Annotated in this window: 24 protein-coding genes; 12 read left to right on the plus strand and 12 right to left on the minus strand. The window is 66.1% G+C overall.

Going from position 1 to position 23,277, the window contains the following annotated elements; translation table 11 throughout:
• The first annotated feature begins 18 nt into the window (after positions 1 to 18).
• The 4 genes from ACTOWJ_RS02715 (at position 19) to ACTOWJ_RS02730 (ending at position 3,456) form a co-directional block, all read left to right on the plus strand.
• Positions 19 to 1,005 carry an acyl-CoA desaturase gene (locus ACTOWJ_RS02715; protein ID WP_441333031.1) on the plus strand — a complete coding sequence of 329 codons (987 nt, stop codon included), beginning with the start codon at positions 19 to 21 and terminating at the stop codon, positions 1,003 to 1,005.
• Positions 1,002 to 2,075, plus strand: a complete 1,074-nt coding sequence (locus tag ACTOWJ_RS02720) for a hypothetical protein (RefSeq protein WP_441333032.1) — start codon at positions 1,002 to 1,004, stop codon at positions 2,073 to 2,075. The genes ACTOWJ_RS02715 and ACTOWJ_RS02720 overlap by 4 nt, the downstream gene beginning before the upstream one ends.
• A 114-nt stretch (positions 2,076 to 2,189) precedes the next feature.
• Complete coding sequence (locus ACTOWJ_RS02725; RefSeq protein ID WP_441333033.1) at positions 2,190 to 2,744, plus strand: RNA polymerase sigma factor; 555 nt, start codon at positions 2,190 to 2,192, stop codon at positions 2,742 to 2,744.
• Positions 2,745 to 2,781: 37 nt separating this feature from the next.
• The gene (locus ACTOWJ_RS02730; RefSeq protein WP_441333034.1) at positions 2,782 to 3,456 is read left to right on the plus strand and encodes a serine/threonine protein kinase; all 675 of its coding nucleotides are present in this window, start codon (positions 2,782 to 2,784) and stop codon (positions 3,454 to 3,456) included.
• 39 nt (positions 3,457 to 3,495) lie between these two features.
• Here ACTOWJ_RS02730 and ACTOWJ_RS02735 read toward each other — a convergent pair whose 3' ends face one another.
• Together ACTOWJ_RS02735 and ACTOWJ_RS02740 are read right to left on the minus strand one after the other, a co-directional pair.
• Positions 3,496 to 3,810 carry a metalloregulator ArsR/SmtB family transcription factor gene (locus tag ACTOWJ_RS02735; RefSeq protein WP_441333035.1) on the minus strand — a complete coding sequence of 105 codons (315 nt, stop codon included), beginning with the start codon at positions 3,808 to 3,810 and terminating at the stop codon, positions 3,496 to 3,498.
• A gap of 261 nt (positions 3,811 to 4,071) precedes the next feature.
• Positions 4,072 to 5,109, minus strand: coding sequence for a fatty acid desaturase (locus tag ACTOWJ_RS02740; protein WP_441333036.1), 1,038 nt, complete (start codon positions 5,107 to 5,109; stop codon positions 4,072 to 4,074).
• Positions 5,110 to 5,267: 158 nt separating this feature from the next.
• Between ACTOWJ_RS02740 and ACTOWJ_RS02745 the strand changes: the two genes are divergently transcribed.
• The gene (locus tag ACTOWJ_RS02745) at positions 5,268 to 5,576 is read left to right on the plus strand and encodes a GIY-YIG nuclease family protein (RefSeq protein ID WP_441333037.1); all 309 of its coding nucleotides are present in this window, start codon (positions 5,268 to 5,270) and stop codon (positions 5,574 to 5,576) included.
• 17 nt (positions 5,577 to 5,593) lie between these two features.
• Here ACTOWJ_RS02745 and ACTOWJ_RS02750 read toward each other — a convergent pair whose 3' ends face one another.
• Positions 5,594 to 5,983 carry an MAPEG family protein gene (locus ACTOWJ_RS02750; protein WP_441333038.1) on the minus strand — a complete coding sequence of 130 codons (390 nt, stop codon included), beginning with the start codon at positions 5,981 to 5,983 and terminating at the stop codon, positions 5,594 to 5,596.
• 350 nt (positions 5,984 to 6,333) lie between these two features.
• On the minus strand, positions 6,334 to 7,326 hold the full coding sequence (locus ACTOWJ_RS02755) for a zinc-dependent alcohol dehydrogenase family protein (RefSeq protein WP_441333039.1): 993 nt from the start codon (positions 7,324 to 7,326) through the stop codon (positions 6,334 to 6,336).
• A gap of 171 nt (positions 7,327 to 7,497) precedes the next feature.
• On the opposite strand from ACTOWJ_RS02755, the gene ACTOWJ_RS02760 reads away from it, so the two are divergent.
• Together ACTOWJ_RS02760 and ACTOWJ_RS02765 are read left to right on the plus strand one after the other, a co-directional pair.
• A complete protein-coding gene (locus ACTOWJ_RS02760; protein WP_441333040.1) occupies positions 7,498 to 7,722 on the plus strand; it encodes an RNA-binding S4 domain-containing protein in 225 nt (74 codons plus the stop codon).
• A 27-nt stretch (positions 7,723 to 7,749) separates the two neighbouring features.
• A complete protein-coding gene (locus tag ACTOWJ_RS02765) occupies positions 7,750 to 9,288 on the plus strand; it encodes a hypothetical protein (RefSeq protein ID WP_441333041.1) in 1,539 nt (512 codons plus the stop codon).
• Between the two features lie 129 nt (positions 9,289 to 9,417).
• Here the strand turns inward: ACTOWJ_RS02765 and ACTOWJ_RS02770 are convergent, their stop codons facing one another.
• Both ACTOWJ_RS02770 and ACTOWJ_RS02775 read right to left on the minus strand, forming a co-directional pair.
• The gene (locus ACTOWJ_RS02770) at positions 9,418 to 10,437 is read right to left on the minus strand and encodes a hypothetical protein (RefSeq protein WP_441333042.1); all 1,020 of its coding nucleotides are present in this window, start codon (positions 10,435 to 10,437) and stop codon (positions 9,418 to 9,420) included.
• 79 nt (positions 10,438 to 10,516) lie between these two features.
• Complete coding sequence (locus tag ACTOWJ_RS02775; RefSeq protein ID WP_441333043.1) at positions 10,517 to 11,512, minus strand: hypothetical protein; 996 nt, start codon at positions 11,510 to 11,512, stop codon at positions 10,517 to 10,519.
• Between the two features lie 288 nt (positions 11,513 to 11,800).
• Between ACTOWJ_RS02775 and ACTOWJ_RS02780 the strand changes: the two genes are divergently transcribed.
• The 4 genes from ACTOWJ_RS02780 (at position 11,801) to ACTOWJ_RS02795 (ending at position 16,812) form a co-directional block, all read left to right on the plus strand.
• Positions 11,801 to 12,871, plus strand: a complete 1,071-nt coding sequence (locus ACTOWJ_RS02780) for a bifunctional nicotinamide-nucleotide adenylyltransferase/Nudix hydroxylase (protein ID WP_441333044.1) — start codon at positions 11,801 to 11,803, stop codon at positions 12,869 to 12,871.
• 75 nt (positions 12,872 to 12,946) lie between these two features.
• Positions 12,947 to 14,371, plus strand: coding sequence for a nicotinate phosphoribosyltransferase (locus tag ACTOWJ_RS02785; protein WP_441333045.1), 1,425 nt, complete (start codon positions 12,947 to 12,949; stop codon positions 14,369 to 14,371).
• A gap of 280 nt (positions 14,372 to 14,651) precedes the next feature.
• Positions 14,652 to 15,758, plus strand: a complete 1,107-nt coding sequence (locus ACTOWJ_RS02790) for a hypothetical protein (RefSeq protein ID WP_441333078.1) — start codon at positions 14,652 to 14,654, stop codon at positions 15,756 to 15,758.
• Positions 15,751 to 16,812 (plus strand): DNA methyltransferase, encoded by a 1,062-nt coding sequence (locus ACTOWJ_RS02795; RefSeq protein ID WP_441333046.1) that lies wholly within the window; start codon positions 15,751 to 15,753, stop codon positions 16,810 to 16,812. The genes ACTOWJ_RS02790 and ACTOWJ_RS02795 overlap by 8 nt, the downstream gene beginning before the upstream one ends.
• 55 nt (positions 16,813 to 16,867) lie before the next feature.
• Here the strand turns inward: ACTOWJ_RS02795 and ACTOWJ_RS02800 are convergent, their stop codons facing one another.
• The 4 genes from ACTOWJ_RS02800 to ACTOWJ_RS02815 all read right to left on the minus strand — a co-directional run bounded on the left by ACTOWJ_RS02800 (position 16,868) and on the right by ACTOWJ_RS02815 (position 20,349).
• Positions 16,868 to 17,608, minus strand: a complete 741-nt coding sequence (locus ACTOWJ_RS02800) for a hypothetical protein (protein ID WP_441333047.1) — start codon at positions 17,606 to 17,608, stop codon at positions 16,868 to 16,870.
• A 224-nt stretch (positions 17,609 to 17,832) separates the two neighbouring features.
• Positions 17,833 to 18,378 (minus strand): GNAT family N-acetyltransferase, encoded by a 546-nt coding sequence (locus tag ACTOWJ_RS02805; protein WP_441333048.1) that lies wholly within the window; start codon positions 18,376 to 18,378, stop codon positions 17,833 to 17,835.
• On the minus strand, positions 18,375 to 18,929 hold the full coding sequence (locus ACTOWJ_RS02810; RefSeq protein WP_441333049.1) for a GNAT family N-acetyltransferase: 555 nt from the start codon (positions 18,927 to 18,929) through the stop codon (positions 18,375 to 18,377). Before ACTOWJ_RS02810 ends, ACTOWJ_RS02805 begins: the two co-directional genes overlap by 4 nt.
• Positions 18,930 to 19,332: 403 nt before the next feature.
• Positions 19,333 to 20,349, minus strand: coding sequence for a zinc-dependent alcohol dehydrogenase family protein (locus ACTOWJ_RS02815; protein WP_441333050.1), 1,017 nt, complete (start codon positions 20,347 to 20,349; stop codon positions 19,333 to 19,335).
• A gap of 158 nt (positions 20,350 to 20,507) precedes the next feature.
• Between ACTOWJ_RS02815 and ACTOWJ_RS02820 the strand changes: the two genes are divergently transcribed.
• Positions 20,508 to 21,452: a LysR family transcriptional regulator gene (locus ACTOWJ_RS02820; protein ID WP_441333051.1), complete on the plus strand. Its 945-nt coding sequence runs from the start codon at positions 20,508 to 20,510 to the stop codon at positions 21,450 to 21,452.
• A 19-nt stretch (positions 21,453 to 21,471) separates the two neighbouring features.
• On the opposite strand, the gene ACTOWJ_RS02825 is transcribed toward ACTOWJ_RS02820, so the two are convergent.
• Together ACTOWJ_RS02825 and ACTOWJ_RS02830 are read right to left on the minus strand one after the other, a co-directional pair.
• The gene (locus ACTOWJ_RS02825; protein ID WP_441333052.1) at positions 21,472 to 21,786 is read right to left on the minus strand and encodes a hypothetical protein; all 315 of its coding nucleotides are present in this window, start codon (positions 21,784 to 21,786) and stop codon (positions 21,472 to 21,474) included.
• Between the two features lie 711 nt (positions 21,787 to 22,497).
• Positions 22,498 to 22,995 carry a transposase gene (locus ACTOWJ_RS02830; protein ID WP_441333053.1) on the minus strand — a complete coding sequence of 166 codons (498 nt, stop codon included), beginning with the start codon at positions 22,993 to 22,995 and terminating at the stop codon, positions 22,498 to 22,500.
• Positions 22,996 to 23,277 lie beyond the last annotated feature (282 nt).

A 23,277-nucleotide genomic window follows, 5' to 3' on the forward strand; every position in this document is an offset into this window, starting at 1 on the left:
TCCACCAGGGAGAGGTTCATGAACGCACTGCCCGCCAGCCTGCAATCGCACCGGGTCCGGTCGCACGGCGAAACGGCCGACTCGGTCCGCGCCGTCAGCGACGGCCGCGTGGTCTGGGAACCGGTCCGCTCGCTGTGGTTCTCGCTGATGGCCCTCGGCGCGGTCGGCGGCGGCATCGTCTGTTTCACTTGGTCCGGTTTCGCCCTGTTCGCGATGTCGACCGCGCTGGTGCTGCTGCTCGGGCATTCGGTGGGCATGCACCGCAAGCTGATCCACGACAGCTTCGCCTGCCCCAAGTGGCTGGAATATCTGCTGGTGTACTGCGGCGTGCAGGTCGGCCTGGCCGGGCCGATCGGATTGGTGCGCACTCACGATCTGCGCGATTACGCCCAGCGCCTGCCGCACTGCCACGACTATCTGGCCCATCGACGCGGCTTCCTGCTCGATGCGTGGTGGCAGTTGCATTGCGAATTACGCCTGAGCCAAACGCCGCGGATCGAAATCGAATCGCGCATCGCGCAGGATCGCTTCTACCGTTTCCTGCAGCGCACCTGGATGCTGCAGCACCTGCCCTGGGCGCTGGCGTTCTTCGCCCTGGGCGGTTGGAGCTGGGTGTTCTGGGGCGTGTGCGCGCGGGTGACCGCCGGGGTGTTCGGCCATTGGCTGGTCGGTTACTTCGCCCACAACCACGGCGGCATGCACCACGAAGTGCGCGGCGCGGCGGTGCAGGGCCGCAACGTGCGCTTCATGTCGCTGCTGACCATGGGCGAGTGTTGGCATAACAACCATCACGCGTTCCCCGGTTCGTCCAAGCTCGGCCTGTATCCGGGCGAATGGGATCCGGGCTGGTGGTTCTTGCGCGGCTGCGAGAGGATCGGTCTGGTGAGCGGTCTGCGCTTGCCCGAGGATCTGCCGGCGCGCGAGGAACTGCATCGGCTGGATCCGCAACCCTTGCCGAGGCGCGCCGACGCCGTCGCTCCGCTGCTCACCCGGACCGCGCCATGACCCAACAACCCGCCGAACCGACCGAATCCGCCGATCCGGCGACACCGCCGCCGTTGCCGTTGCCGTTGCCGCAGTCTCCCAGGCCGCGCAAGGACTACAGCCTTGAGATACTCGCCCACGCATCGCCGGTGCTGGGCGGCGCGCTGATCGGGTTGTTGCTGCGACTGGCCTTCAACGGTGAGCCCGGCAGCACGTTCGCAGCCATGCTGTGGATCTTCATCCTGCTCGCGCCGTTCGCGATCGGCGCGGTCACGGTGTATCTCGCCGAACGGGTCAGGGCGCGCAGCAACCGATACCACTTCTTCGCGCCGATGCTCAGCGTCGTGCTGTGCATGTTCGGCAGCATGTGGTTCATGCTCGAAGGCGCCATCTGCGTCATTCTGATCATGCCGATCTTCGCGGTTTTCGGCGCGATCGGCGGCTTGGTGATGGGCCAAGTCTGCCGTCGCGCCGGCTGGTCGAAAACACCGACCGTCTACAGCTTCGTGGCGCTGCCGCTGGTGCTGGGGATGCTGGGCGTCGGACAGAACGAGCCGCAGCGGTTCGAACACGTCGAACGCAGCATCCTGATCCAAGCCGCGCCCGCGCAGGTCTGGCAGGGCCTGCTCGATGCCGATCGCATCCAATCGGCCGAAGTCGACCGCGCCTGGATGTACCGCATCGGCGTGCCCACGCCGTTGGCCGGACTCACGCACGAAACGCCGACCGGCCTGGTGCGCGAGGTGCGCATGGGCAAGGGCATCCACTTCAAGCAGATGTCGACCGATTGGCAGCCGCAGCGCTACGTGCGCTGGCAGTACAAGTTCGACCCCGATTCGGTACCCGCCGGCGCCCTGGACGATCACGTGCGCATCGGCGGGGATTACTTCGATCTGCTCGACACGCGTTACACCCTGACCCCGCGCGGCGACGCGACCGAGCTTACGATCCGCATGGACTACCGGGTCAGCACCGGCTTCAACTGGTACACGGTGCCGCTGGCCGATTGGCTGATCGGCGATTTCAGCCAGGTGATCCTGGAGTTCTACCGCCACCGCGCCGAGGCCGGCCCGCCCGCTCCGGCCGCCTGAACCCGGCCGGCGCCAGCCCTGCCCCGCCCGTCCCGACGCCGTGGCCCGGCGCGGGGTGTGATGATTCGCCCCATCGCGCGAATCACCAGGCATACGGGCAGGAACCGGCAGGCGATGGAACACACGCAGATCAAATCGGCGCGCGGCGGCAAGGCCGCAGGCGACAGCGAGGCAACGGCGGCGCGGCAGCGTTTCGAAACGCTGCTGCAGGCCCATCGCGGCATCGTCTACAAGGTCGTCAACAGCTACTGCCGCGGCGATGAGGACCGCGCCGATCTGGCCCAGGAAATCGCCGTGCAGTTGTGGCGCGCGTTTCCCGCTTTCGATCCCGAACGCAGTTTCTCCACCTGGATGTACCGCATCGCCCTGAATGTGGCGATCTCGCACGTGCGCGGCGATGCGCCGCGGCAACGCCACGCGGTCGCGCTGGACGAAGACTTACACGACATCGCCGACGATCGCGCCGCCGATCCGGAAACCGAGCAGCGCCTGCGCGCGCTCAACCGGCTGATCGCGGCGTTGGAGCCGCTCAATCGCGCCTTGTTGCTGCTGTATCTGGAAGAACGCAGCTACCGCGAGATCGGCGAAGTGCTCGGCCTGAGCGAAACCAACGTCGCCACCAAGATCGCGCGGCTCAAGCAGCGCATCCGCAACGATCTGGCCGATTGACCGCCCCCCTCACCACCCGACACGGCACCACGAACCCATGAGCGCAATGACGATGGAACTCGACGACCTCAAGCTGGCCTGGCAGGAACTCGACCGCAAACTCGAGCGCCAATACACGATGGAACTGCTGCGCTTCCGCGAGGAGCGCGGGCAGCGGATGAAGTCCGGCTTGCGTCCGCTGGCATGGGGACAGGCACTGCAGATGGTGTTCGGCGTGATGTGCGTGATCCTGGGCACCGTGTTCGGATTGCATCACCTGGGTACCGCGCATCTGTTCGCGTTCGGCCTCATCGTGAGCGTCTACGGCATCGCCCTGATCGGCTGCGGCGCCGCGATGCAGGCGCTGCTCGCCGACAACGACTACAACGCGCCGGTGGTGACGATCCAAAAACGCCTGGCGAGCTTGCGCAAGACCTATATCCGCACCGGCCTGGCGGTCGGGCTGGTGTGGTGGCTGCTGTGGATGCCGTTCGTGAGCGTGTTGCTCATGACCTTGTTCGGCGTCGACCTGTACCGCAACGCGCCTTCGGTATTCGTCACCGGCAGCGTGATCGGGGTGATCGGCCTGCTTGCGAGCTGGGGGTTCTACCACTGGTCGCGCCAGCCCGGCCGGCCGCGCCTGGCCAAGCTGATGAACGACAGCGTCACCGGCGTCAGCCTGCGCCGCGCGCAGGCGCTGTTGGACGAGATCAAGCAGTTCGAACGCGAGTAAGGCGCGCGGCTCAATGCCCGCGATCGTAGCCGTGCACGCTCAGCCGATCGCCTTCCTGGCGCGCCGGCTTTCGCGCTTGAGCGGGCCGCCGATCGGGCAGATCTCGAAGGCGAACTGAGTCAGGGTGTTGCCCAGATGGTCCGGCACCAGCTTGTAGACCACGAACTGGCCGCGGCGCTCGCTGCTGATCAGGCCTGCATTGACCAGCACCGACAGGTGCCGCGAGACCGCCGGCGCGCTCATGTCGAAACGCGCTGCGATGTCGCCGGCGCTGAGCTCGCGTTCGGACAGGAAGGCCAGGATCTGCCGTCGCGGCGACGAGGCCAGGGCTTCGAAGATCTTGTCCTGCGTCATGAGGGCACCGCTGCGATCGGGCCGGCGCCGGGGATGGCGCGGGTCGGATTATAGTGATGCTTATTTAACTAAAATGCTAATTGTTTCGCGGTTGGGGGAGGGATTTCAGCGGCCGGGAGCCCCTCACCCCTGCCTTTCCCAGCCCAAACGCATAGCGTTTGGGGGTTCCCCGACGCGCGAGCCGATGGTTCGCAAGCCGCGTCCGCTCACCCCGCCAGCGGGAGAGGGGATTGGGTCAAGCGCTTGTGCGTTTGGGTTGTTTCAGGCGCTGGCGCACTTGGGTTCTTTCAAGCGCTTGGGGAAACCGACCATCCGCTGCAGTTCCTCGTCCCACAGCTTCATGCGCGCGCACTTCAGGCTCGACCACAGGGTCAGGCGCGGTGCGGCCTGCAGCAGCGGACTGGATTCGAACGCCTCGCGCAGACGGTAGTTGGGGATGCGGCTGGCCAGATGGTGGATGTGGTGGTAGCCGATGTTGCCGGTGAACCAATGCACGATGCCCGGCAAGTCGTAGTACGAGCTGCCGGCGATCGCCGCCTCGTGCGAATCCCACTCGCCCTTGCGGGTCCAGTAGGCGTCTTCGAAGGTGTGCTGCACATAGAACAGCCACACGCCGGCGGCGCCGGCCAACAGCACGATCGGCAGATGCACCATGAACACCGTGTGCCAGCCGATCGCGAAGCCCATCGCGATCACGGTCAGCGCCAGGGCGAGATTGTTGAACAGCACGCTCGCCCACTCGCGCTTCCAGGTGAACGGAAGGTCGAACGGGAAACGGTGCTTGATCACGAACTGATAGACCGGGCCGACGCCGAGCAGCACCGGGATGCTGCGGTACAGGCGATAGCTCAGGCGGCCCAGCCAGGAACGCGCGCGATATTCGGCGACGGTCAGGGTCTCGATGTCGCCCATCTCGCGGCGGTCGAGGTTGCCCGAGGTGCCGTGGTGGATGGCGTGGGTCTTCTTCCAGTACCCGTACGGGAACAGGGTGACCAGGCCCAGGCAGCGCCCGACCATGTCGTTGGCGCGGCTGCTGGCAAAGAACGAGCCGTGGCCGCAGTCGTGCTGGATGATGAAGGCGCGCACGTACAGGCCGGCGGTCGGGATCGCCATCAGCAAGGTCCAGCCGTAGCCCCAGTGGCCGACCACGCTCCAGGCCATCAGCACCCACATCGCCGCGAACGGCACCAGGGTATTGACGAGTTGCCAGACGGCCCGCCCGAGTTGGGGCTTGGCGAAACGCGCGCAAAGCTGACGCAGGTTGGAAACGGACTGTTGCGGTTCGGCGTCGGCGTTCAAGCGGCAACTCCAGAGAGGACTCTACATTGTGGTGAGCGCATCAAGTCTAGGCAATGACGTTCGCGTCCGTATGGTTGTGATGAACGGCGGGGTTCACATAAGCCATGACGTAAGTAACCCGCCTGCGCCCGCCCATGACAGCCGTTAGGCTATGTCCCATGTCGCCCTGGTACGTCTATGTCATCGAATGCCGCGACGGCAGCCTCTATACCGGCATTGCCGTAGACGTGGATCGCCGCTATGCCGAGCACGCTGCCGGCAAGGGCGCGCGCTACACCCGATCGCACCCGCCGGAGCGGCTGTTGGCGCGATTCGAGCACCCCGACCGTTCGTCGGCGCTGCGCGCCGAGTACGCGATCAAGCAGTTGAGTCCCCCGGCCAAACGGGCTTTATGCGCGAACCTGCGCGAAACCTCGGCGGCCGACACCGGTCCGGACGCAGCCGCCGGCGACCCGATCCCCGCATGAACGACCCGGGCCGGGGCTCACAACAAGGCCCATAGCAGTTGCAGCAGACCCCATAACGCCACCGCCCAGATCGCCGAGCGCAGATAGGGAATGCCCGCCGCGTACACCGGCACATAGGCCACCCGCGCCCAGAAGTAGACCTGCGCGGCGAGCGCAGTGGCGTCGTCGCCGCGCCCGCTCAGGCTCACCGCCAGCACGGCGGCGGCGAACAAAGGGAAGGTTTCCAGAAAATTGCGCCAGGCCCGGTCCATGCGCGCGGCCACGCCGGTGAGCGGCTCGGCCACACCGTCGCGCGCGCCGGCGTTCCAGCGCACGCCGCGCTGAGCGGTCATGAAGCCGGCGTTGACCAACAGGTGGACGATGCCCAGAGCGATGGTCCAGGCCAGCATCTGCAGTTCGGTGCTCATCGACGCGCGCCTCGAATGAATTCCTATCGCAATCGTATGCGATGGACCCGACCGTCACGGCTGCGCGCTTGCGGTTGCTGCAGTTGTTTCGGCAAGGCAGAGCTGTTGTGGGAGGGGCTTTGCTGTTGTGGGAAGCCCTTAGCTGTTGCAGGAGGGGCCTTGCGGTTGTGGGAGGGGCTTCAGCCCCGACGCTTTTCCTTCAAGGCGATGCATTCGCAACAGTTCTGGAAAAGCGCCGGGGCTCAAGCCCTTCCCACCACAGCCAAACCCATTCCCAGGGCCCAAGCCAAGCCTTGCGACATCGCCAGGACGGCAAGGCCTGTCCTGGAAACCACTGCGCCCTGCGGCGCTTACACCGGCCCGTTGGGCAGAACCAGAATCTTGCCGTCGCGCTCGCCCGCCGCCGCCGCGATCACCGCATCCTTGATCTGATCCAGGCCGTAAGTGGCCTGCACCGGCACATGCAGTTCGCCGGTCGCGACCCGCCGGGTGATCTCGCCGAACACTTCCGCGCGCCGCGCCGGCGTCGCGGTCTGGAACCAGCGCGACAACCAGAAGCCGCGCAGGCTGACATCGCGGAACACGAACGAAGCCGGAGAGATCTGGCAGGCCTCGCCGCTCATCGCGCCGTAATTGACCACCACCCCGCCCTCACCCAAGGCCTGGGCGACGTGCTGAGTCGCCAGCCCGCCGACCGCATCGATGCCGAGCTTGACCGGGGTCTTCTGCGCCGCTTCGCGCGCGCGCTTGCCCAGATCCTCGCCGTCGACCAACACCACGTCGCCGCCGGCCGCGCGCACCGCTTCCACCGCCGACTCGCGCCGCACCACGTTGATGGTGCGCAGCCCGCGCGCCTTGGCGATCTGGATCAGATAGGTGCCCACCGCCGAATTGGCCGCGTTCTGGATCACCCAGTCGCCCGGCTGCAGTTCGACGATCTCGCTGAGCATCAGCAGCGCGGTCGGCGGATTGACCGTGATCATCGCCAGTTGCTTGGGATCGGCGCCGTCGGGCAGCGCGATCAGATGCTTGGCCGATGCGACCATATGCGTAGCCCAGGTACCGCCCTGGATCGGCAGCAGCACGGTCTGGCCCGGCTTCAAGTTCGTCACTTCCGGGCCGATCTCGGCGATCCGGCCCACGCCCTCGTTGCCGCCCACCGCCGGCAACGGCGGCAACAGGCCGTATTCGCCGGTCAGGGTCAGCACGTCGGAGGGATTGATCGGCGCGGCCAGCACCTCGATCAACACCTGCCCGGCGGTCAACGGCGGCGCCTGGAATTCCACCGCGTCGATCACGTCCTGCGGTACCGGACCGCGTTGCTCGTACAGGGCCTTCTTCATCGCCATCCTCGGGTTTTGTCAGCGGGTCGTGAGTGGATCGGCGGGGTCGACGGCCGCTATCGACCGGCCGAACCCGCGCACATACGCGAGAGTACGCCGGGCGGGGTGCAAACGTCTTGCATCCAAGTCTCAGCGCTGCGACCCTGCCCTGCCTTACGACCTGCCGGCCTCATGCAACCGATCCGTTTCGAACTCGACCCCGGCCACGACCACGTCGAACTCAACCAACTGCTCAAACTGACCGGCCTGTGCGGCAGCGGCGGCGCCGGCAAGGCCCTGGTCGCCAGCGGCGCAGTGCGGGTCGACGGGCAGGTCGAGTTGCGCAAGACCTGCAAGATCCGCGCGGGCCAGACCGTGCAGTTCGAGGGCGTGACGATCGAAGTGATCGCCGTCTGAGCGAACTCACGCAGACGGAACTGCGCCATGACTTTCACCACTTTCTCCAATTCCGCGCGAATGCCGGCCGGCTGGCGCCATTACCTGGCGGCCGCGCTGGCGGCCTGGCACGGCCGGCTGTCCTTGTCCGCCGCTTACGACGATGCGATCGAGGATCTGTTCGAACTCAAGCCGGCGCGGCTGATGCAACTCGACGATTACCTGCGCGGCAAATCCGGCTACTCGCGACCGCGCGACTGTCCCGGCGGCCACATCCGCCTGGATTCGCTGAGCGACGCCCCGCGGCTGGCGCAGGCCTGTCTGTTCGTATCGGCCTGCGATGCCAGCGGCTACGTGCGCGAACCCGCGCTGCGCGAGTTCGCCGCCTACCCGGGCCGGTTGGCGCTGACCACCGCGCTGATCCGTTGCGACGATTGGGTCGACACGGTGCGTCGCGAAGCCGAACGGCTGCTCGGCCGGTTGTTGCTGCAAGACGACGCGCTGTTGTTCGAAACCCTGGAATTGGCGCTGCGCCTGCGCATGCGAACCCGCTTCCGCGACGGCATCTGGTCGCGCCGCCTCGAGCCCGCCCTGCGCTCGCCGCGGCATGCGCTGGCGCGCTGGCAGGCCACCGCGCATCCATCGCCTGGCGTGCGCGCATGGGCGTATGCGGCGGTGCGCGAATGCGATCCCGAGCGCACCGCCCAGGCCGCCATCGCCGCCTTACATGACCCGCATCCGCGCATCGCGCTGCCGGCGCTGCGCGCCATCGGCGATGTCTTGCCGCCGATCGAACGCGACGCCGCGCTCGCCCAGACCGATCGGTTCGCCCACTTCGCCGTGCGCATCGAAGCCCTGCGCCAGCTGCAGCGATTCGCCGTGGCGGACGCGCGTTCGATCCTGTTGACGGCGCTGCTCGACCGCTCGCCGTCGGTACGCGGATTGGCCCGCTATCTGCTCCAGACCGAATACGGCGAAGACGCCATCGGATTCTGGCGCACAATCGCCTCCGGCCCGGACAGCCGCGACGCGCGCAAGGCGCTGATGTCGTTGAGCAGCCATGGCCGCATCGAGGACGCCGAACTGTTCGTGCGCTGGTTCGCCCATCCCCATCCACGCGTGCGCAGCCACGCCCTGGACGGGCTGATCCTGGCCAAGGCGCCGCAACTGGCGGGCCTGATCGGCCAAGCATTGGGATCGCGAGAGCACGTACTGTTCAAGCCCGCCTTCGAGGCCGCCCGTTACGGCCGCGCACCGATGTCCGCGGCCGCCGTGCTAGAGGCCTGGACGCTACAGACGTCACCGGAGTTCCGCGCACTGTTGGTTCAGACCACCGATACGATCAACAAATGGGAGGCACTGGAGTTTCTGCTGCGCGTGCTCGCGCAGCCGCAGCCCGCGGCGGTGCGAGATGCCATCGTGGAAGGCCTGCGGCGTTGGGGTAACGATGCCGCCTACCGCTTCGGACCGCTCGACCCCGCCGCGCTGCCCCATCTGCGCGCGCTGTTCCAAGCGGCCGTAACGCACCTGCCCGCCGAAACGGCCTCGGAGTTGCGCTCACGGTTGGACAGCGGCGAACCCCGTTAAAGCGCGATTCGCTCTGAGCTTGTCGGCCCTGCGCATCGGCGTCCGCCAATACGCAGCCGCGGACGGTCGCTTTCGTCCTGGAAACGAATCTTGGCCGCGCGCTCGTGTCCCGATGCGGATCGTTTCGTCTTACTTAGATTCCGACCCCGCCGGCCGATCGAGCGCGGCCGCGGCCAGCGCCATCTGCGCCGCGACCGGGTTGTAAAACTTCCGGCTGACCTTGGCGCCGCGTAACGAAGCGAGCCGGTCGCTGCAACCGTCCTGGCTCCACAAAGCGCGCGATTGCCGCGGGCCGACGTCGGAAACTTGCAGCTGCCCTTGGACCTCGGCCGACCTCATGTCCAATACTTCACCGACCTGCAGGTCCTCGTCGCGCCCCCGACCCAGGACGAATCGATAATCGATGCTGCATCCGTCCCCGGTCCGTCGGCGCTCCACCACCACGACCTCTACCACCTCTATCGGTTGCGGCGCCAGACGAACGCCGGGCAAGGGTCCGGCCGAAAGTTGCGGCACGCCGGACACGGGCTTGAGCTCGTCGTTCTCGCGCAGCAACGCAAAAGCGTCGTGCTCCGGCGATCGAACTATCGCGTACATGCGTGGTTCCTCACCCAGATTGATCGCATCGACGAAACGCGGCAGCCGTTCCGCGGCAACCAGGTAACGCCGGTCCCCCCAACGGATCGGAATCAGCGCGGCCGGGACGAACGGAGAGTACGCACGCCGTGCGGCTTCGAGCCACTGCACTTGGATCGAACCATCGGCGCCGGTTCGCAACGCGCCTTCGAAGTAGGCTTCACTGCCTATCACATCCGAGCCATGGACCAGGACTGCGCCGGATCGGGGGGCAAGCGAGAGGTGCGCGTACACGAAGCCCGTGGACCAGTGATAACGGCCGGCCCATGCGTGCCGCGAACCAAGCTCACCGGCCTCTCGCAGGATGCGCCGCTCCCGTTGCTGTGCCCGGAGGACATGCGGCTGCGGATTCTCGTCGACGATCATCGCCAGAGGCTGCTCGTCGAGGGAACCGACGGGCGCCGCATCGCGACGACTCGCGATCATGGCCGCGACCACGACCACGACCACCAGCGCGCAAGCGAACCAGGCGATCCACCTGGTGTTGAGCTTCGATCCTGCGTCCCTGCTCATATGTGTCTCCATGGCTGTATCGCAGGACCGTATTCCGGGGGGCAACCGGCAGAGGATGGCCCGGACGAACCCACTACGATCATGCCAGCGGCAGCGTGGTTTCGGCCCGGCACATCGTATCGTGCATCCGCTGCACGGCCTGGGTCGCCGAAACGTAATCGCGGCTGCCCAGCGCTTCGACGAAACGACACGAAGCGTACGCTTCGGCCTTGCGTTCGTATTCGGCCACCCAGCGTTCGCGCTCCGGTCTCTTTTCAGGGGCGATCGGCCACACGCCGGTACGCGGCGGCATGCGCTCGCTCATACCGATGCGCCAGGGCTTGGGACTCAGGCGGGCGCGAAAACAATGCTGGCGCTGACACAACAACGCGTAATACGTATCGGCGCCGATGGCTTTGAAAAACTCGGGCACCGCAGGGTCCAGCGGATCGAATACGCGATGCATCGCCAGCAGGCGAAATCCGTTGGGCGTGCGGTACAGGCGCAAATGCCAATCCGGGTGGGCGGCGACGAAGGCGTCGATGGGTGCGCGGGCGCGCCGTTCCGGGCCGCCGTCGGCACGATGCCGTCGCCGGCCTTGCCGATTAGCCAATCCGATCGCAATGCCGACCGCAAAAATCATCGCGATCAGGAACACGCCGAGATTGCGCGCAATTGCCCCCACCGCGACCGCGACCAGCAGCGCGCCGAGGAAGTAATACCTGTTCCAGGCCGACTTGGGCGCGTCGAAATCGACGTCCGCGAACAAGACGTCGGGTGAGTTGAGACAACGCGCACCATAGCTGTTGCGGGTGATCACCAGATCGCCATCGCGTTCGACGATCTGCTCGCGGATCGGCAGGCCTTCGGCGTCGTAAGGCACGCGCGGGTCGCGCTTGGGCAGACTCGCGCCGGCCAGGATGCGGTCGAAGGCTTCGCGTGCGCGCGCATCGGCCATCGCCTGAGCTTCGAGAAGGCTGATGTCGGACCAACCGAAGCGACGCACCGTCAGCGAATACCGCCCGGAGCCATGCCCCTTCGCAAATTTCTCACTGACCCGCCCCTCGGCCCAAAACTCCGGAACGATCATCGCCATCCTTGTCCTCCTCGCTTCCCTGGGCCAGGGCGACAGTATGCTTCGAATTCAGCGATCGCCTCTGTAGGAGCGGCGCAAGCCGCGACCGCGTCATTACATCGACGACGCCTCCTCATGGCAGCGACGCAAGTGCGGTATCGCGGTCGCGGCTCGCGCCGCTCCTGCACGGGGGTGACCCGAAACTGTCGCCGTTGAACACAGGCACTTGACGAGCCAAACCATCGGCGTAGCATTTCCCATACGCCAGCGGACAGACCGATGGCGACCCAACTACCGTGAGGGATTCTCATGGCAATCGAATTCGATTACCTCGTTTTTATCGGCCGTTTCGAGCCTTTCCACAACGGCCACGCCGCCGTCGCCCGCCACGCGCTGGGCAAGGCCGCCAAGGTCATCTTCCTGGTCGGCTCCGCCGACACTCCCCGCACCATCAAGAACCCGTTCACCGTCGCCGAGCGCGCGGTGATGATCCAGTCCGCGTTGGCCGACGCCGCCGACCGGCTGATCGTGCGCCCGCTGCGCGACCACCTCTACAACGAGAGCCTGTGGATCGCCAACGTCCAGCGCAGCGTCGCCGAAGCGGTACGCGCCGACGGCGGCGATGCGGACGCGCCGCTCAGAGAGGCACGTATCGGCCTGATCGGCATGGACAAGGACGCCTCCAGCTACTACCTGCGCGAATTCCCGCAGTGGCCGCTGGTCGACGTCAGCCATACCGCGACCTTGTCGGCGACCGAGCTGCGCCGCTTCCTGTTCGAAGCCAACCAGATCGACAGCCACGGCGGCCTGATGCTGATCCGCGCCAACGTGCCCGGCCCGGTGTTCGACATGCTCGAGGCCTTCCGTAAGAGTTCGCCCGCCTTCACCCAGTTGGTCGCCGAGTACCAGTTCATCGAGCAGTACCGCGCCGCCTGGGCCGACGCGCCGTATGCGCCGACCTTCGTCACCACCGATGCGGTCGTCGTGCATTCCGGCCACGTGCTGCTGGTACGCCGCCGCGCCGAACCGGGCAAGGGTTTGTGGGCGCTGCCGGGCGGTTTCGTCGGCCAGCACGAGAGCCTGCTCGATGCCTGCCTACGCGAGTTGCGCGAGGAAACCCGGCTCAAGCTGCCGCTGCCGGTGCTCAAGGGCTCGATCAAGGGCGAGCACGTGTTCGACCACCCCGAACGCAGCGCGCGCGGCCGCACCATCACCCACGCCTTCCATTTCGAATTCCCGGCCGGCGAACTGCCGGCGGTGCGCGGCGGCGACGACGCCGACAAGGCGCGCTGGATTCCGGTCAGCGAGGCGTTGGAGATGAGTCCGCAACTGTTCGAAGACCATCTGCACATTCTCGAATTCTTCCTCGGCCACGGTTAGTCCACAGGGACCGCCCGGCCGCACGCGCCGGTGGACAGACCGCCGGCTTATCCCAGACGCGAAGGAGCTTCCGTCATGCAATGCCTCGACAACCTGCTGCTCAACACCGACAGCTACAAGGCCAGCCACTGGCTGCAATACCCGCCCGGCACCGACGCGACGTTCTTCTACGTCGAATCGCGCGGCGGCGTGCACGACCGCACGGTGTTCTTCGGTCTGCAGGCGATCCTCAAGGAATACCTGGCCAAGCCGATCACTCATGCCGACATCGACGAGGCGCGCGACTTGTTCGCCGCGCACGGCGAGCCGTTCAACGAAGCCGGCTGGCGCTACATCGTCGACCAGCACGGCGGGCTGATGCCGATCCGGATCCGCGCCGTGCCCGAGGGCACGGTGGTGCCGACGCACCAGGCGCTGGTGACGATCGAATCCACCGATCCCAACGCCTACTGGGTGCCCTCGTACCTGGAAACCCTGCTGCTGCGCCTGTGGTACCCGGTGACGGTCGCCACGATCAGCTGGCACGCCAAGCAGACCATCCGCCAGTTCCTGGAACGCACCAGCGACGATCCGGAAGGCCAGTTGCCGTTCAAGCTGCACGACTTCGGCGCGCGCGGCGTGTCGAGCACCGAATCGGCGGCGTTCGGCGGCGCCGCGCATCTGGTGAACTTCCTCGGCACCGACACCGTGTCCGGCCTGCTGCTGGCGCGTCGTTACTACCATGAGCCGATGGCCGGTTTTTCGATCCCGGCCGCCGAGCACAGCACCATCACCAGTTGGGGACGCGAGCACGAGGTCGATGCGTACCGCAACATGCTGACCCAGTTCGGCAAGCCCGGCGCGATCGTCGCGGTGGTGTCCGACAGCTACGACATCTTCCACGCGATCGGCGAGCATTGGGGTAAGACCTTGCGCGAGGAAGTGATCGCTTCGGGGGCGACCTTGGTGGTGCGCCCGGACTCGGGCGACCCGGTCGATGTGGTGCATCAGTGCGTGACCATGCTCGACGAGGCCTTCGGCCACACCGTCAACAGCAAGGGTTTCAAGGTGCTCAACCACGTGCGGGTGATCCAGGGCGACGGCATCAACCCGACCAGCATCCGCGCGATCCTGGAACGCATCACCAGTTACGGCTACGCCACCGACAACCTCGCCTTCGGCATGGGCGGCGCGCTGTTGCAGCGCTTGGACCGGGACACCCAGAAGTTCGCGCTGAAGTGTTCGGCGGCGCGGGTCAACGGCGAGTGGATCGACGTGTACAAGGATCCGATCACCGACAAGGGCAAGTCGAGCAAGCGCGGCCGCATGACCTTGCTGCGCCATCGCGAGTACGGCCACTTCAAGACCGTGCCGGTGCCGCCGGAAGCGGCGTCGTTGGACGAGGCGGTCAAGCCGCTGGGCTTCGACGATGCGATGGTGACGGTGTGGGAGGACGGCCGGATCGTCAACGACTGGACGTTCGCGCAGGTGCGCGAGTTGGCGAACGCTACGCGGCTTTGAGCGCTCGGCTGCCCTCACCCCACGCCCACCCCGGCCCAAACGCATAGCGTTTGGGCGTTCCTAGCCCCTCTCCCGCTTGCGGGGTGAGTGGGCGCTGCTTGCGAGCCATTGGCTCGCGCGTCCGCGAACACCCAAACGCTATGCGTTTGGGCCGGGGTGGGGCTAGGGTGAGGGGATGAGCGCCGAAGGCGCGAATGCTTTCGCGACATCCACAACATCGGAACCCACCATGCCAGCCCCCATCGAAGGGCTCGCCGCCGCAGACCCGGCGACCCTGCCCCTGAGCGCAGCCTCCCGTCTGTTCGAACGCCTGCGCGCGAGCACGCCGCTCCTCGCCCGCCGCGCGCCGGTCGAACACGATGCCAGCCGCTGGCGCTCGCACACCCTCGACGGCCGCCGCTATCGCTTCGCCCAGCCGATCACCTTCACGCCCTACGCCTCGGCGCGCCCGTGCTCGGCGCGCTGCCGTTTCTGTTCGGAAACCCTGCGCCCGGCCCAAGGCGGCGCGATGGCGCAAACCCTGCGGCCGGGCGTCGACTACTTCGACATCCTCGGCCAGGCGCTGGCGCAACTGCGCGGCTTGCCGCTGTCGTGGTCGCTGTCGGGACTGGAATCGAGCGACGACGAAGACTGGTTCCTGCGCCTGCTGAGCGCCCTGCGACAGGCCGAGCGCGACGGCATCGTGGCCGAGGAACGCGTGCTCTACAGCAACGGCGCCGGCTTCGCCCGCGGACGCGGCGCCGAGCTGATCGCCGCGCTGACCGGCTTCGGCCTGTCGTGGCTGGAGTTGTCGCGGCACCATCCCGATGGCCTGCGCAACCAGCACATCATGCGTTTCCAGGGCGGCGAGCCGATCGCCGACAACGCCGTATTCGAGCAGGTCGCGCGCTCGATCGCCGCGGCCCTGCCGTTGCGCCAGATCTGCATCCTGCAACACGGCGGCGTGGACGATGCGTCCGGCGTGGCCGCGTATCTGGACTGGGCGCGCCAGTGCGGCGCCGGCACGGTGATCTTCCGCGAGTTCTCGCGCCTGGGCGAGGGTTATCGCGACAACGGCACGCGCCGTTATCTCGACAGCCACCGCGTGCCGATCGAACAGGTGCTGGACGAATGCATGGCCGCCGACTGGTGGTCGGCGATGACGCCGCAGCGGATCACCGAAGGCTATTACTTCTGGAATCTGCGCCTGCGCGATCGAGCCCGCGGCCTGGACGTGGTGTTCGAATCCTCCGACTACAGCGCCATGCACCAACGCCACGCGTCCGGCGATATCTACAAACTGGTGCTGCATGCCGACGGCCGCCTGTGCGCGGGCTGGCAACCCGATCGCGACGTGCTCTGGCAGCCCGGTGCGCGACCGCCCCGGACGGAGCCTGCGCATGGATAGCCGCAGTTGGCTGGTGCTGGAACCCGATCCGCCGCAGCACACCCTGCCCGAAGATCTGCGCGCGCGCGATCGCTTCGGCGGCCGCGACTGCGGCTGGGTCGCGCAGATGCGTCCGTTCGTGCGCCATTTCAGCCGCCCGGGCCAATGCGTGTTCGATCCGTTCTGCGGATTCGGCACCACCTTGCTCGCCGCCGCGCTGGAAGGCCGCGAGGGGTGCGGCATCGAGATCGACGCCGGCCGCGCCGAACTGGCGCGCGAACGCCTGCGCCGCCACGGCATCGACGCGCCGATCGCGGTCGGCAGCCTGCCGCACGCCGAGATTCCGCGCGCGATCGATCTGTGCCTGACCAACGTGCCCTACTTCGGCTGCCGCTGGCCAACCGATGAGGGCGATCCCAGCGAAGGCCAGCTCTACCTCGAAAACGACTACGCCACCTACCTGCACCGCCTGCGCGACATCTTCCACGCCGTGCGCGGCGCGCTGCCCGACGACGGCTTCTGCATCGCGATGGTCGAGAACGTGGTGATCGAGCAGCGCATGCTGCCGCTGGCCTGGGATCTGGGCCAACTGCTCGGCGGATTGTTCGTGGCGCGCGAAGAACGCCTGCTGTGTTATCCGCGCGAAGCGCAGGCCTTGCCTGCGGCGGCGACGCACAGCAATCGCAGCCACGAGTACGCGCTGGTGTTTCAGAAGACCCGCGAGGCGATCTGCATCGCCAGCACCTTGTCGGCGCTCGAAGCGATCCGCCAGGCCGGTTTCGCGTTCGAGCTTTACGGCAGCTTCGCGCGCTGGCTGCAGCACGGCGACGCTGAATCGCCGCGGCCGCCGGCCGACGCCGATCTGCTGCTGCCCGACGACGAGGCGCGCTTCAACCAACTGCTGCACTGGCTGCACGAACGCCACTTCGAGCTGAGCCTGTGGGGCGAACCGGCACGCCCGCCGGTGCGACTGGACCGGTTGCGCGCCCATTGGTTTCTGCGCGCGCAACGTCGCGACCGCCTGGGCCGGCTGGTGCGGCTGGACTTGTCCCTGGCCTCGCAAGCGGCCGCGTAGGTGCTTGCGCAGCAGGCGGACGCGACGCGCTGAGGTTCGCGCCCGCCGCCATGCATCAGGCGGTTTCCTCCCAGGCCGGTTCGCCCAAGGCTTCGGCCAGTTGCACCAGGCGTATCGGCCCGCCCAGCCCCTTGAGCAGATACTCGCAACGCCCCCGGATCGCCGCCGGCGGTATCGGCCAAACCGGAGCCAGACGCGATCGTGGAAACACCAGGCACAGGGTCGGGCCCGGCGGCAGGCCGCGGCCGCTGCGCGCTTCGGCGCGCTGCCCGGACAGATCGCTGGCCATCCGCGTGGAGACTTCGCCCAGCGAGCGATCCGGGCCGATGTCGCCGATCAGGCCATAGCTGCAGCGGCGGGTCGCGGGTTGATAAGCGACGACGAAATCGCCCAGATCCCCGGTGCCTTCCATCGCTCGGAACGACGCGGGCAACACCAGGTACGGAATCCGGCCCGCGTCTACGTAGGCGCCCGGGTCGGTACGCGCCCGGCTGACGTCGCTCAAGGCGGTGATCGATACGAAATAGCCGGCATGGCGGCCGGCGGGCTGTTGCAACGGACGCCGGGGATGCTTGGGATCGGCCACCAATGCGCACCGCCACTCGCCATCCGGCCACTCGGTTCTGCGTATGTGCCCGCTGCCGATGTTTTCGGGATGGTAGGCGTCGGGTGCACCGGCGGCGGTGATGGCGATGCCCGGACTCAAGTATGCGTAGGCCTGTCGAACCCCCGTATCGATGGCATGAACGACGGTTCCTCTGTATTCGATCCACCGATCGACGACCAAAATGCTCATGGCTCCCTCCTTAGCCGTGGCCGAACGACGCAATGGTTATCACGTTTTGTTCAGGCCAGAGGGATTGCGCACAAATCGATGTCAACTCATCGTGATTTTGCACGCCGTCGAACGCCGCTTCCGATGCGGCGGCGAAAGATACGTAAGTACCACTACGCCGTCGTACATCACTTGAGTGCAAGCACTGCGCACTCGATCATGGCACAAGAAATTTGCGACGTTCTTCAGGTGATTTTTTGATACCAAAAGAGTGCTGTTTCATGTGCCACCGCCGGATCGTTGGCATAGTGGAAGCGATCGAAACCGCCCAGAACGAAGCCCTTACGTTCATAGAAACGGCATGCGGCGACGTTGTTGTCCTGGGTCTCCAACATCACGCCGGGCAGACCACGTTCGCGCGCCCAGGCCAGGGCACGATCGATCAAGGCCGAGCCGGCACCGCCGCGGCGCGCGCCGACGTCGACCGCGATATCGTCGATCAGCGCATAACCGTTCCAACTTTTCGAGAGCAGCAGGCGGCCGATGACTGCGCCCGAATCGATCGCGACGAATGCGGCGCAGTCTTCGTCACCGAGGTACTCGCGCAATTCTTCGGCGTCGGTGCCCTGATCGTAGCGCTTCTGGTACGGCGCCACCGGTATCGCTTCATAGCCGATCGCGCCGTCCTCGCCCAACCGCAGCCGCAGACGCGAATCGACCACGAACCCGGAATCGAAACCCGCCGCCGCCGCCAGATGTTCGGCGTGCAGCGGCTCGATCGTCGCGCTCAAGCCTGCAACTCCAACGCCAGCACGACATCGTCGTAGAACCGCTCGCCGACCTGGAAACGGCGCTCGCCGACCTGGCGGAACCCGTTGCGCGCATAAAACGCCAAGGCCCGCGCATTGCCGCGGTACACGCCGAGCAACAAGCGCCGCGCGTCGCGTGCGCGCGCTTGCGCCACGGCCTGATCCATCAACTCGCGACCCACGCCGCCGCCGTGGAAACGCGACAGCAGATAGATACGCTTGAGTTCCAGGTCGCGCTCACTCAGGTCGGGCAAGGCCAGCTTGGGCGGCGCGATCAGCGCGTAGCCGACCGGCGCGGCGCCTTCGGTTTCGGCCAGCCACGCCGCGACGTTCGCATCGGCCAGCCATTCGGCGTAGACGCCCGGCGCGTGCTGGACCCGGCAATGCTCGACGATGGCGTCGCCGGCCAGGATCCCGGCGAAGGTTTCCAGAAACGTGGCCGCGCCGACCAGCGCCAGTGCGCCGGCATCGTTGGCGTCGGCGCGGCGGATGCGGGTGACTTGCGCGGTCGGGTCGGAGGCGGAAGCAGTCATCGCAAGAATCGCAGGCATGCGGAAATGGAGACGGCACGATGCCACGAACTGCGAACCCGGCACATCGGCGGAAAGTCGCAGGCGGGTCGGTCGATTTCCTTCACACGTGCGATTTTCGGGCCCGCAGACCTGCCTGATTCTTGGCAGCTCCCTTGCAGGGGCGATCACGTCCTGGATAGCTACGGCGCGACGGCTACCCCGCGGTCGCGGCTCGCGCCGCTCCTACAGGGCTCGCCATCCGGCGAATGCGTCAGCCCCCTGCAGGAGCGGCGCAAGCCGCGACCGCGACCTCCGCCCTACGACGAAACCCCGCACAGCGATCGCCACCCAGCCCCACTTCAACCACCCAACACTCATTCGCCGACCGCCGCCGCCCGAACGACGACGGTCGCATCGCATCCAATCAACCCGCGACGCGGATCACCACCTTGCCGAAATGCGCGCCGCTCTTCAGATACTCGTACGCAGCCGGCGTCTGATCGAAATCGAACACCCGGTCCACCACCGGCACGATCTTGTTGATGCCGACGAAGCGCGACAGGTCCTCGCCCATGCCGCTGCTGCCGACGAAGATGCCCGACAAGCGCTTGGCGCCCATGATCAGCGAGAATGGATTGAACTCGCCGGCGAAACCACTGACCCCGCCGATGATCGAAATCGTGCCATTCATCGCCGCCGCATCGATCGACCGCCGCAAGGTGCCCTTGCCGCCGACCTCCAGCACCGCGTCCACGCCGCGGCCGCCGGTGAGCGCACGCACCTGCTCCTGCCATTCCGGATGGGTGCGGTAGTTGACGGTGGCGTCGGCGCCGAGCGCCTTGGCGCGTTCGAGCTTCTCGTCGCTCGACGAGGTGATGATCGCCTCCAGACCCGCGGCCTTGGCCAGTTGCAAACCCCAGATCGACACGCCGCCGGTGCCGAGCAGCAACACGCTCTGACCGGGCCGCAGCCCGGATTCGACGAACAAGGCATTCCACGCGGTGACGCCGGCGCAGGTCAGGGTCGCGGCCTGCGCGTCGTCGAGATGATCGGGCACCGCGAACAGCGAGTCCTCGCTCACCACGATTTCCTCCGCCAACACCCCGTCGACCGCCGCGCCGAACGGGTCGCGGCTGTTGTGCGACGTCGCCGCGCCGTGGTGCCAGTACGGAAAGAAACTGGTCGCCACGCGGTCGCCGATGCGCCAACGCGACGCGCCCGCGCCGACCTCAACGATCTCGCCGACCGCATCGGACGCCGGAATTACCGGCGCATCGCTATCGGTCAGATAGCTGCCGTCGGCCACCATCAAATCGCGGAAGTTCAGCGACACCGCGCGGACCTTGACCCGCACCTGGCCCGCGGCCACCGCGGCGGACGCGCGCTCGAACGATTGCAGCGAACCGATACCGGCGCCGCTGCGGATACTGAAAGCCTTCATGGACATCTCCTGAGCAAGAGGGAAAGAAGCAAGGGGGATACAGGGGCGGAGCGGCGGCGCGCTTGCGCCGGCAGGTCCGGGTAGCGCTAAGATATCGTCGCCCAACGCTCTATAGTGACTATAGTTAAGCCACTCTTTGTATCCACAAGGGAACCAATATGGCCGTCAACGACCGCCTGCTCGGCATCATCGCCTTCGTCCAATCCGCCGAGGCCGGCAGCTTCGCGGTGGCTGCCGAACGCCTGGGCGTCACCCGTTCGGCGATCGGCAAGCGCATCGCCCGGCTCGAACAACAACTCGGCGTGCGCCTGTTCCACCGCAGCACCCGTCGCCAGAGCCTCACCGACGACGGCCAGGCCTATTACGAGCGCTGCGTGAAAGCGCTGGCCGAACTCGACGCCGCCGAAGCCGCGCTCGACAGCGGCCGGCGCGAACCCAGCGGCCGCCTGCGCATCAGCGCGCCGGTGCTGTTCGGCCGCCACTGCATCGCCCCGGTGATGCTGGAACTGGCGCAGCGGCATCCGAAACTGGAAATCGACCTGTCATTCAACGACCGCATCGTCGACCTGGTCGAAGACGGCTACGACCTCGCCATCCGCCTGGGCCGCCTGCCCGACAGTTCCACCCTCGCCGCGCGTCCGCTGTACGACGAACTCATGGGCATCTGCGCCGCGCCCGCGTACCTGGCCGCACACGGCAAACCGCACGACGTCGACGACTTCGAAGGCCACCGCGCCGTCGTCTACGGCCGCAACGGCCAGAGCAACCCCTGGCTGCTGCGCGACGCCACCGGCACCGTGCGCGAACCGCGCGTGCAAGCGCGCCTGCGCTTCGACGACGTCCAAGCCATCGCCGACGCCGCCATCGCCGGCGCCGGTCTGGCGATGCTGCCGTGCTGGCTGCTGACCCGTTACGTGCGCACCGGCGAACTGCAAATGGTGATGCACGCCGACCGCGTCATCGGCAGCCGCATCAGCGCGGTGTGGCCGCATACGCATTACCTGCCGCTGCGCACGCGCGCGGCGATCGATTTGCTGGTGGAGCGGATTCCGGCGTTGGCGGGGGGTGGGGCGAATGGTGGGGAATGGAGTGCGGCGGCTTAGCAAATGCCTTTCGAAAGGCCTAACCGGCCTTCCTGGGCCTTGGGACCACCGCCAGAACAGCCAACGCCGCCAAACACAAAAGTACCGAGATCCCAGCAGGCTGCAGGCTTTCGTACAAGCGCAGCAGCGCGACCCTGCAAGAGTCGTATGCGATTTTCTCCGAATCCGCAGCCGCAATCGTAGCCCGCACGATCGCACCCGGATAAAGAAGCACTACAACACACGCCCACGCCAGCGTGACCGCGACGAAGATCAGCCGCCCCAACTCGCTATAAACCCTCGTAGACACGAACAAGGAAGCCGCGGCGAAGACAATCGATATCGCAATTTCCATGCTTACCTCTGTGACGGCCTGCAGTTGCCAAGGCGGATGCGCGGAGCACACATACTCCAGTCCTCAGTGATTCGACCCAGGGCCCAGCGTTCTCCGCGTTTGCACGCAGGAGTTTCTGCGGGCTTGAACGCGCCTCAGAGCTATTAAAATGAATCTGTAGCTTTTTTTGCCATTACTTGCAGTTCGCCGTCGTGGGCGTCAGAGATTCCGCAAGCGCTTTGGACTTGCCATCCGACTTCTCAAAAGAGTACCAAATTTCCACTGAAGTTTGGCTCGGATGCTTCCTTTCCCGCAGCCCCTCTACTACGAAAGCAGAAATGTCCGGATCCTCCCATAGATAGATCGTGACATCGTCGTGAGTAAGCGCCGGGTATTCCGTTCGTTTTCCCCGCGCGTGATCTACTTGAGGCCCGTAGCCCACTTCATACGACACCCTGGCTGAGTTCGCACGCAGGGTTCCAGAATCCGAATCAATACCCCTTCGGCCAACATCCTGCCTCAATTCGCCTGGCCCGATAGTACAAATGCCATAAATGTCGCTTAGCACCACCCGTCGTTCCGCCTTTGGAAGGACGGGAGAATCGTTCACTGCACATGCGCCCGCTAGCGCTAGCCAGCTCAGCATCCCTGCACCGCGTACGACGCTATTCACTGCGACACTCCTTCCCAAGACAGGTTTAAAAAGGTTCTGAAAAGGTTCCAGGTTCAATTTCATCCCGCCGGAGACGGACGCCCACGCGGGCGAACCACCGCGACCCGACGAAACATCTCTTCAATGTGCGCTTGAAACCGGCCACTGCCCCATGCCCGCCCTTGTCGAAGATAGTCGCGAAGCTCCGCGATCTCTTTTCCATCTATACCTTTCGAGACCAAGGCCGCATAGGCTTGGCGCCGCGCCGCGTCCTCGAAGCCTAAGGCGCGATACACGTCGTGCTGCTTCACCAGCGCATCTGGCGAACCTAATGCGTTGCTCCGATAGCTGGACCAACGATACTGCTCCGGCGTTGCCACCATCCTTGCGCGAACGGGATTTAGCTCGATGTATCGATAGCAACGCAGCAAGTAGTCGTCGGAGTCGACCAGGCAGGACTTATATCGCCCTTCCCACAGCGTACCGCGACGGCGATAGCGTTCATTAAAGCTCCGCACGTAGCGCCGCCCCAGCACTTGCATCATTCGACTGATCGCACCGGCCTCGGCCGGGGTCATCAAAGGGAAGATCGAATCGAGGCGACCTTGGCATGGCAAGTGCCCACTGAGGGATGCGCATACTCTAGCCCCATTCATTCGGCCCCGGACCCAGCGCGCTCCGCGTTTGCATGTAGGAATTTCTACAATTGGAACGCGCCGCGGGCCAACGAAAAGGAACCTGAAACTTTTTCCCGAAGCCTTTCCTCTATCGATTGGACCGAGGAAATCGCGGGACGCTCGCAGAGCCTGACGAACCCTCTCTTTCCACTCCCAACGTCAAGACCGAGCTGTAACATTAAC

Source organism: Lysobacter sp. CA199, from assembly GCF_052078715.1.
Taxonomy (GTDB): Bacteria; Pseudomonadota; Gammaproteobacteria; order Xanthomonadales; family Xanthomonadaceae; genus Lysobacter.

Bases quoted from the DNA above. Each gene is read 5' to 3' on its own strand.
- ACTOWJ_RS02715 (WP_441333031.1), top strand. From the start codon at position 19: ATGAACGCACTGCCCGCCAGCCTGCAATCGCACCGGGTCCGGTCGCAC.
- ACTOWJ_RS02720 (WP_441333032.1), top strand. From the start codon at position 1,002: ATGACCCAACAACCCGCCGAACCGACCGAATCCGCCGATCCGGCGACA.
- ACTOWJ_RS02725 (WP_441333033.1), top strand. From the start codon at position 2,190: ATGGAACACACGCAGATCAAATCGGCGCGCGGCGGCAAGGCCGCAGGC.
- ACTOWJ_RS02730 (WP_441333034.1), top strand. From the start codon at position 2,782: ATGAGCGCAATGACGATGGAACTCGACGACCTCAAGCTGGCCTGGCAG.
- ACTOWJ_RS02735 (WP_441333035.1), bottom strand. From the start codon at position 3,810: ATGACGCAGGACAAGATCTTCGAAGCCCTGGCCTCGTCGCCGCGACGG.
- ACTOWJ_RS02745 (WP_441333037.1), top strand. From the start codon at position 5,268: ATGTCGCCCTGGTACGTCTATGTCATCGAATGCCGCGACGGCAGCCTC.
- ACTOWJ_RS02750 (WP_441333038.1), bottom strand. From the start codon at position 5,983: ATGAGCACCGAACTGCAGATGCTGGCCTGGACCATCGCTCTGGGCATC.
- ACTOWJ_RS02755 (WP_441333039.1), bottom strand. From the start codon at position 7,326: ATGAAGAAGGCCCTGTACGAGCAACGCGGTCCGGTACCGCAGGACGTG.
- ACTOWJ_RS02760 (WP_441333040.1), top strand. From the start codon at position 7,498: ATGCAACCGATCCGTTTCGAACTCGACCCCGGCCACGACCACGTCGAA.
- ACTOWJ_RS02765 (WP_441333041.1), top strand. From the start codon at position 7,750: ATGACTTTCACCACTTTCTCCAATTCCGCGCGAATGCCGGCCGGCTGG.
- ACTOWJ_RS02770 (WP_441333042.1), bottom strand. From the start codon at position 10,437: ATGAGCAGGGACGCAGGATCGAAGCTCAACACCAGGTGGATCGCCTGG.
- ACTOWJ_RS02775 (WP_441333043.1), bottom strand. From the start codon at position 11,512: ATGGCGATGATCGTTCCGGAGTTTTGGGCCGAGGGGCGGGTCAGTGAG.
- ACTOWJ_RS02780 (WP_441333044.1), top strand. From the start codon at position 11,801: ATGGCAATCGAATTCGATTACCTCGTTTTTATCGGCCGTTTCGAGCCT.
- ACTOWJ_RS02785 (WP_441333045.1), top strand. From the start codon at position 12,947: ATGCAATGCCTCGACAACCTGCTGCTCAACACCGACAGCTACAAGGCC.
- ACTOWJ_RS02795 (WP_441333046.1), top strand. From the start codon at position 15,751: ATGGATAGCCGCAGTTGGCTGGTGCTGGAACCCGATCCGCCGCAGCAC.
- ACTOWJ_RS02800 (WP_441333047.1), bottom strand. From the start codon at position 17,608: ATGAGCATTTTGGTCGTCGATCGGTGGATCGAATACAGAGGAACCGTC.
- ACTOWJ_RS02810 (WP_441333049.1), bottom strand. From the start codon at position 18,929: ATGACTGCTTCCGCCTCCGACCCGACCGCGCAAGTCACCCGCATCCGC.
- ACTOWJ_RS02815 (WP_441333050.1), bottom strand. From the start codon at position 20,349: ATGAAGGCTTTCAGTATCCGCAGCGGCGCCGGTATCGGTTCGCTGCAA.
- ACTOWJ_RS02820 (WP_441333051.1), top strand. From the start codon at position 20,508: ATGGCCGTCAACGACCGCCTGCTCGGCATCATCGCCTTCGTCCAATCC.
- ACTOWJ_RS02825 (WP_441333052.1), bottom strand. From the start codon at position 21,786: ATGGAAATTGCGATATCGATTGTCTTCGCCGCGGCTTCCTTGTTCGTG.
- ACTOWJ_RS02830 (WP_441333053.1), bottom strand. From the start codon at position 22,995: ATGACCCCGGCCGAGGCCGGTGCGATCAGTCGAATGATGCAAGTGCTG.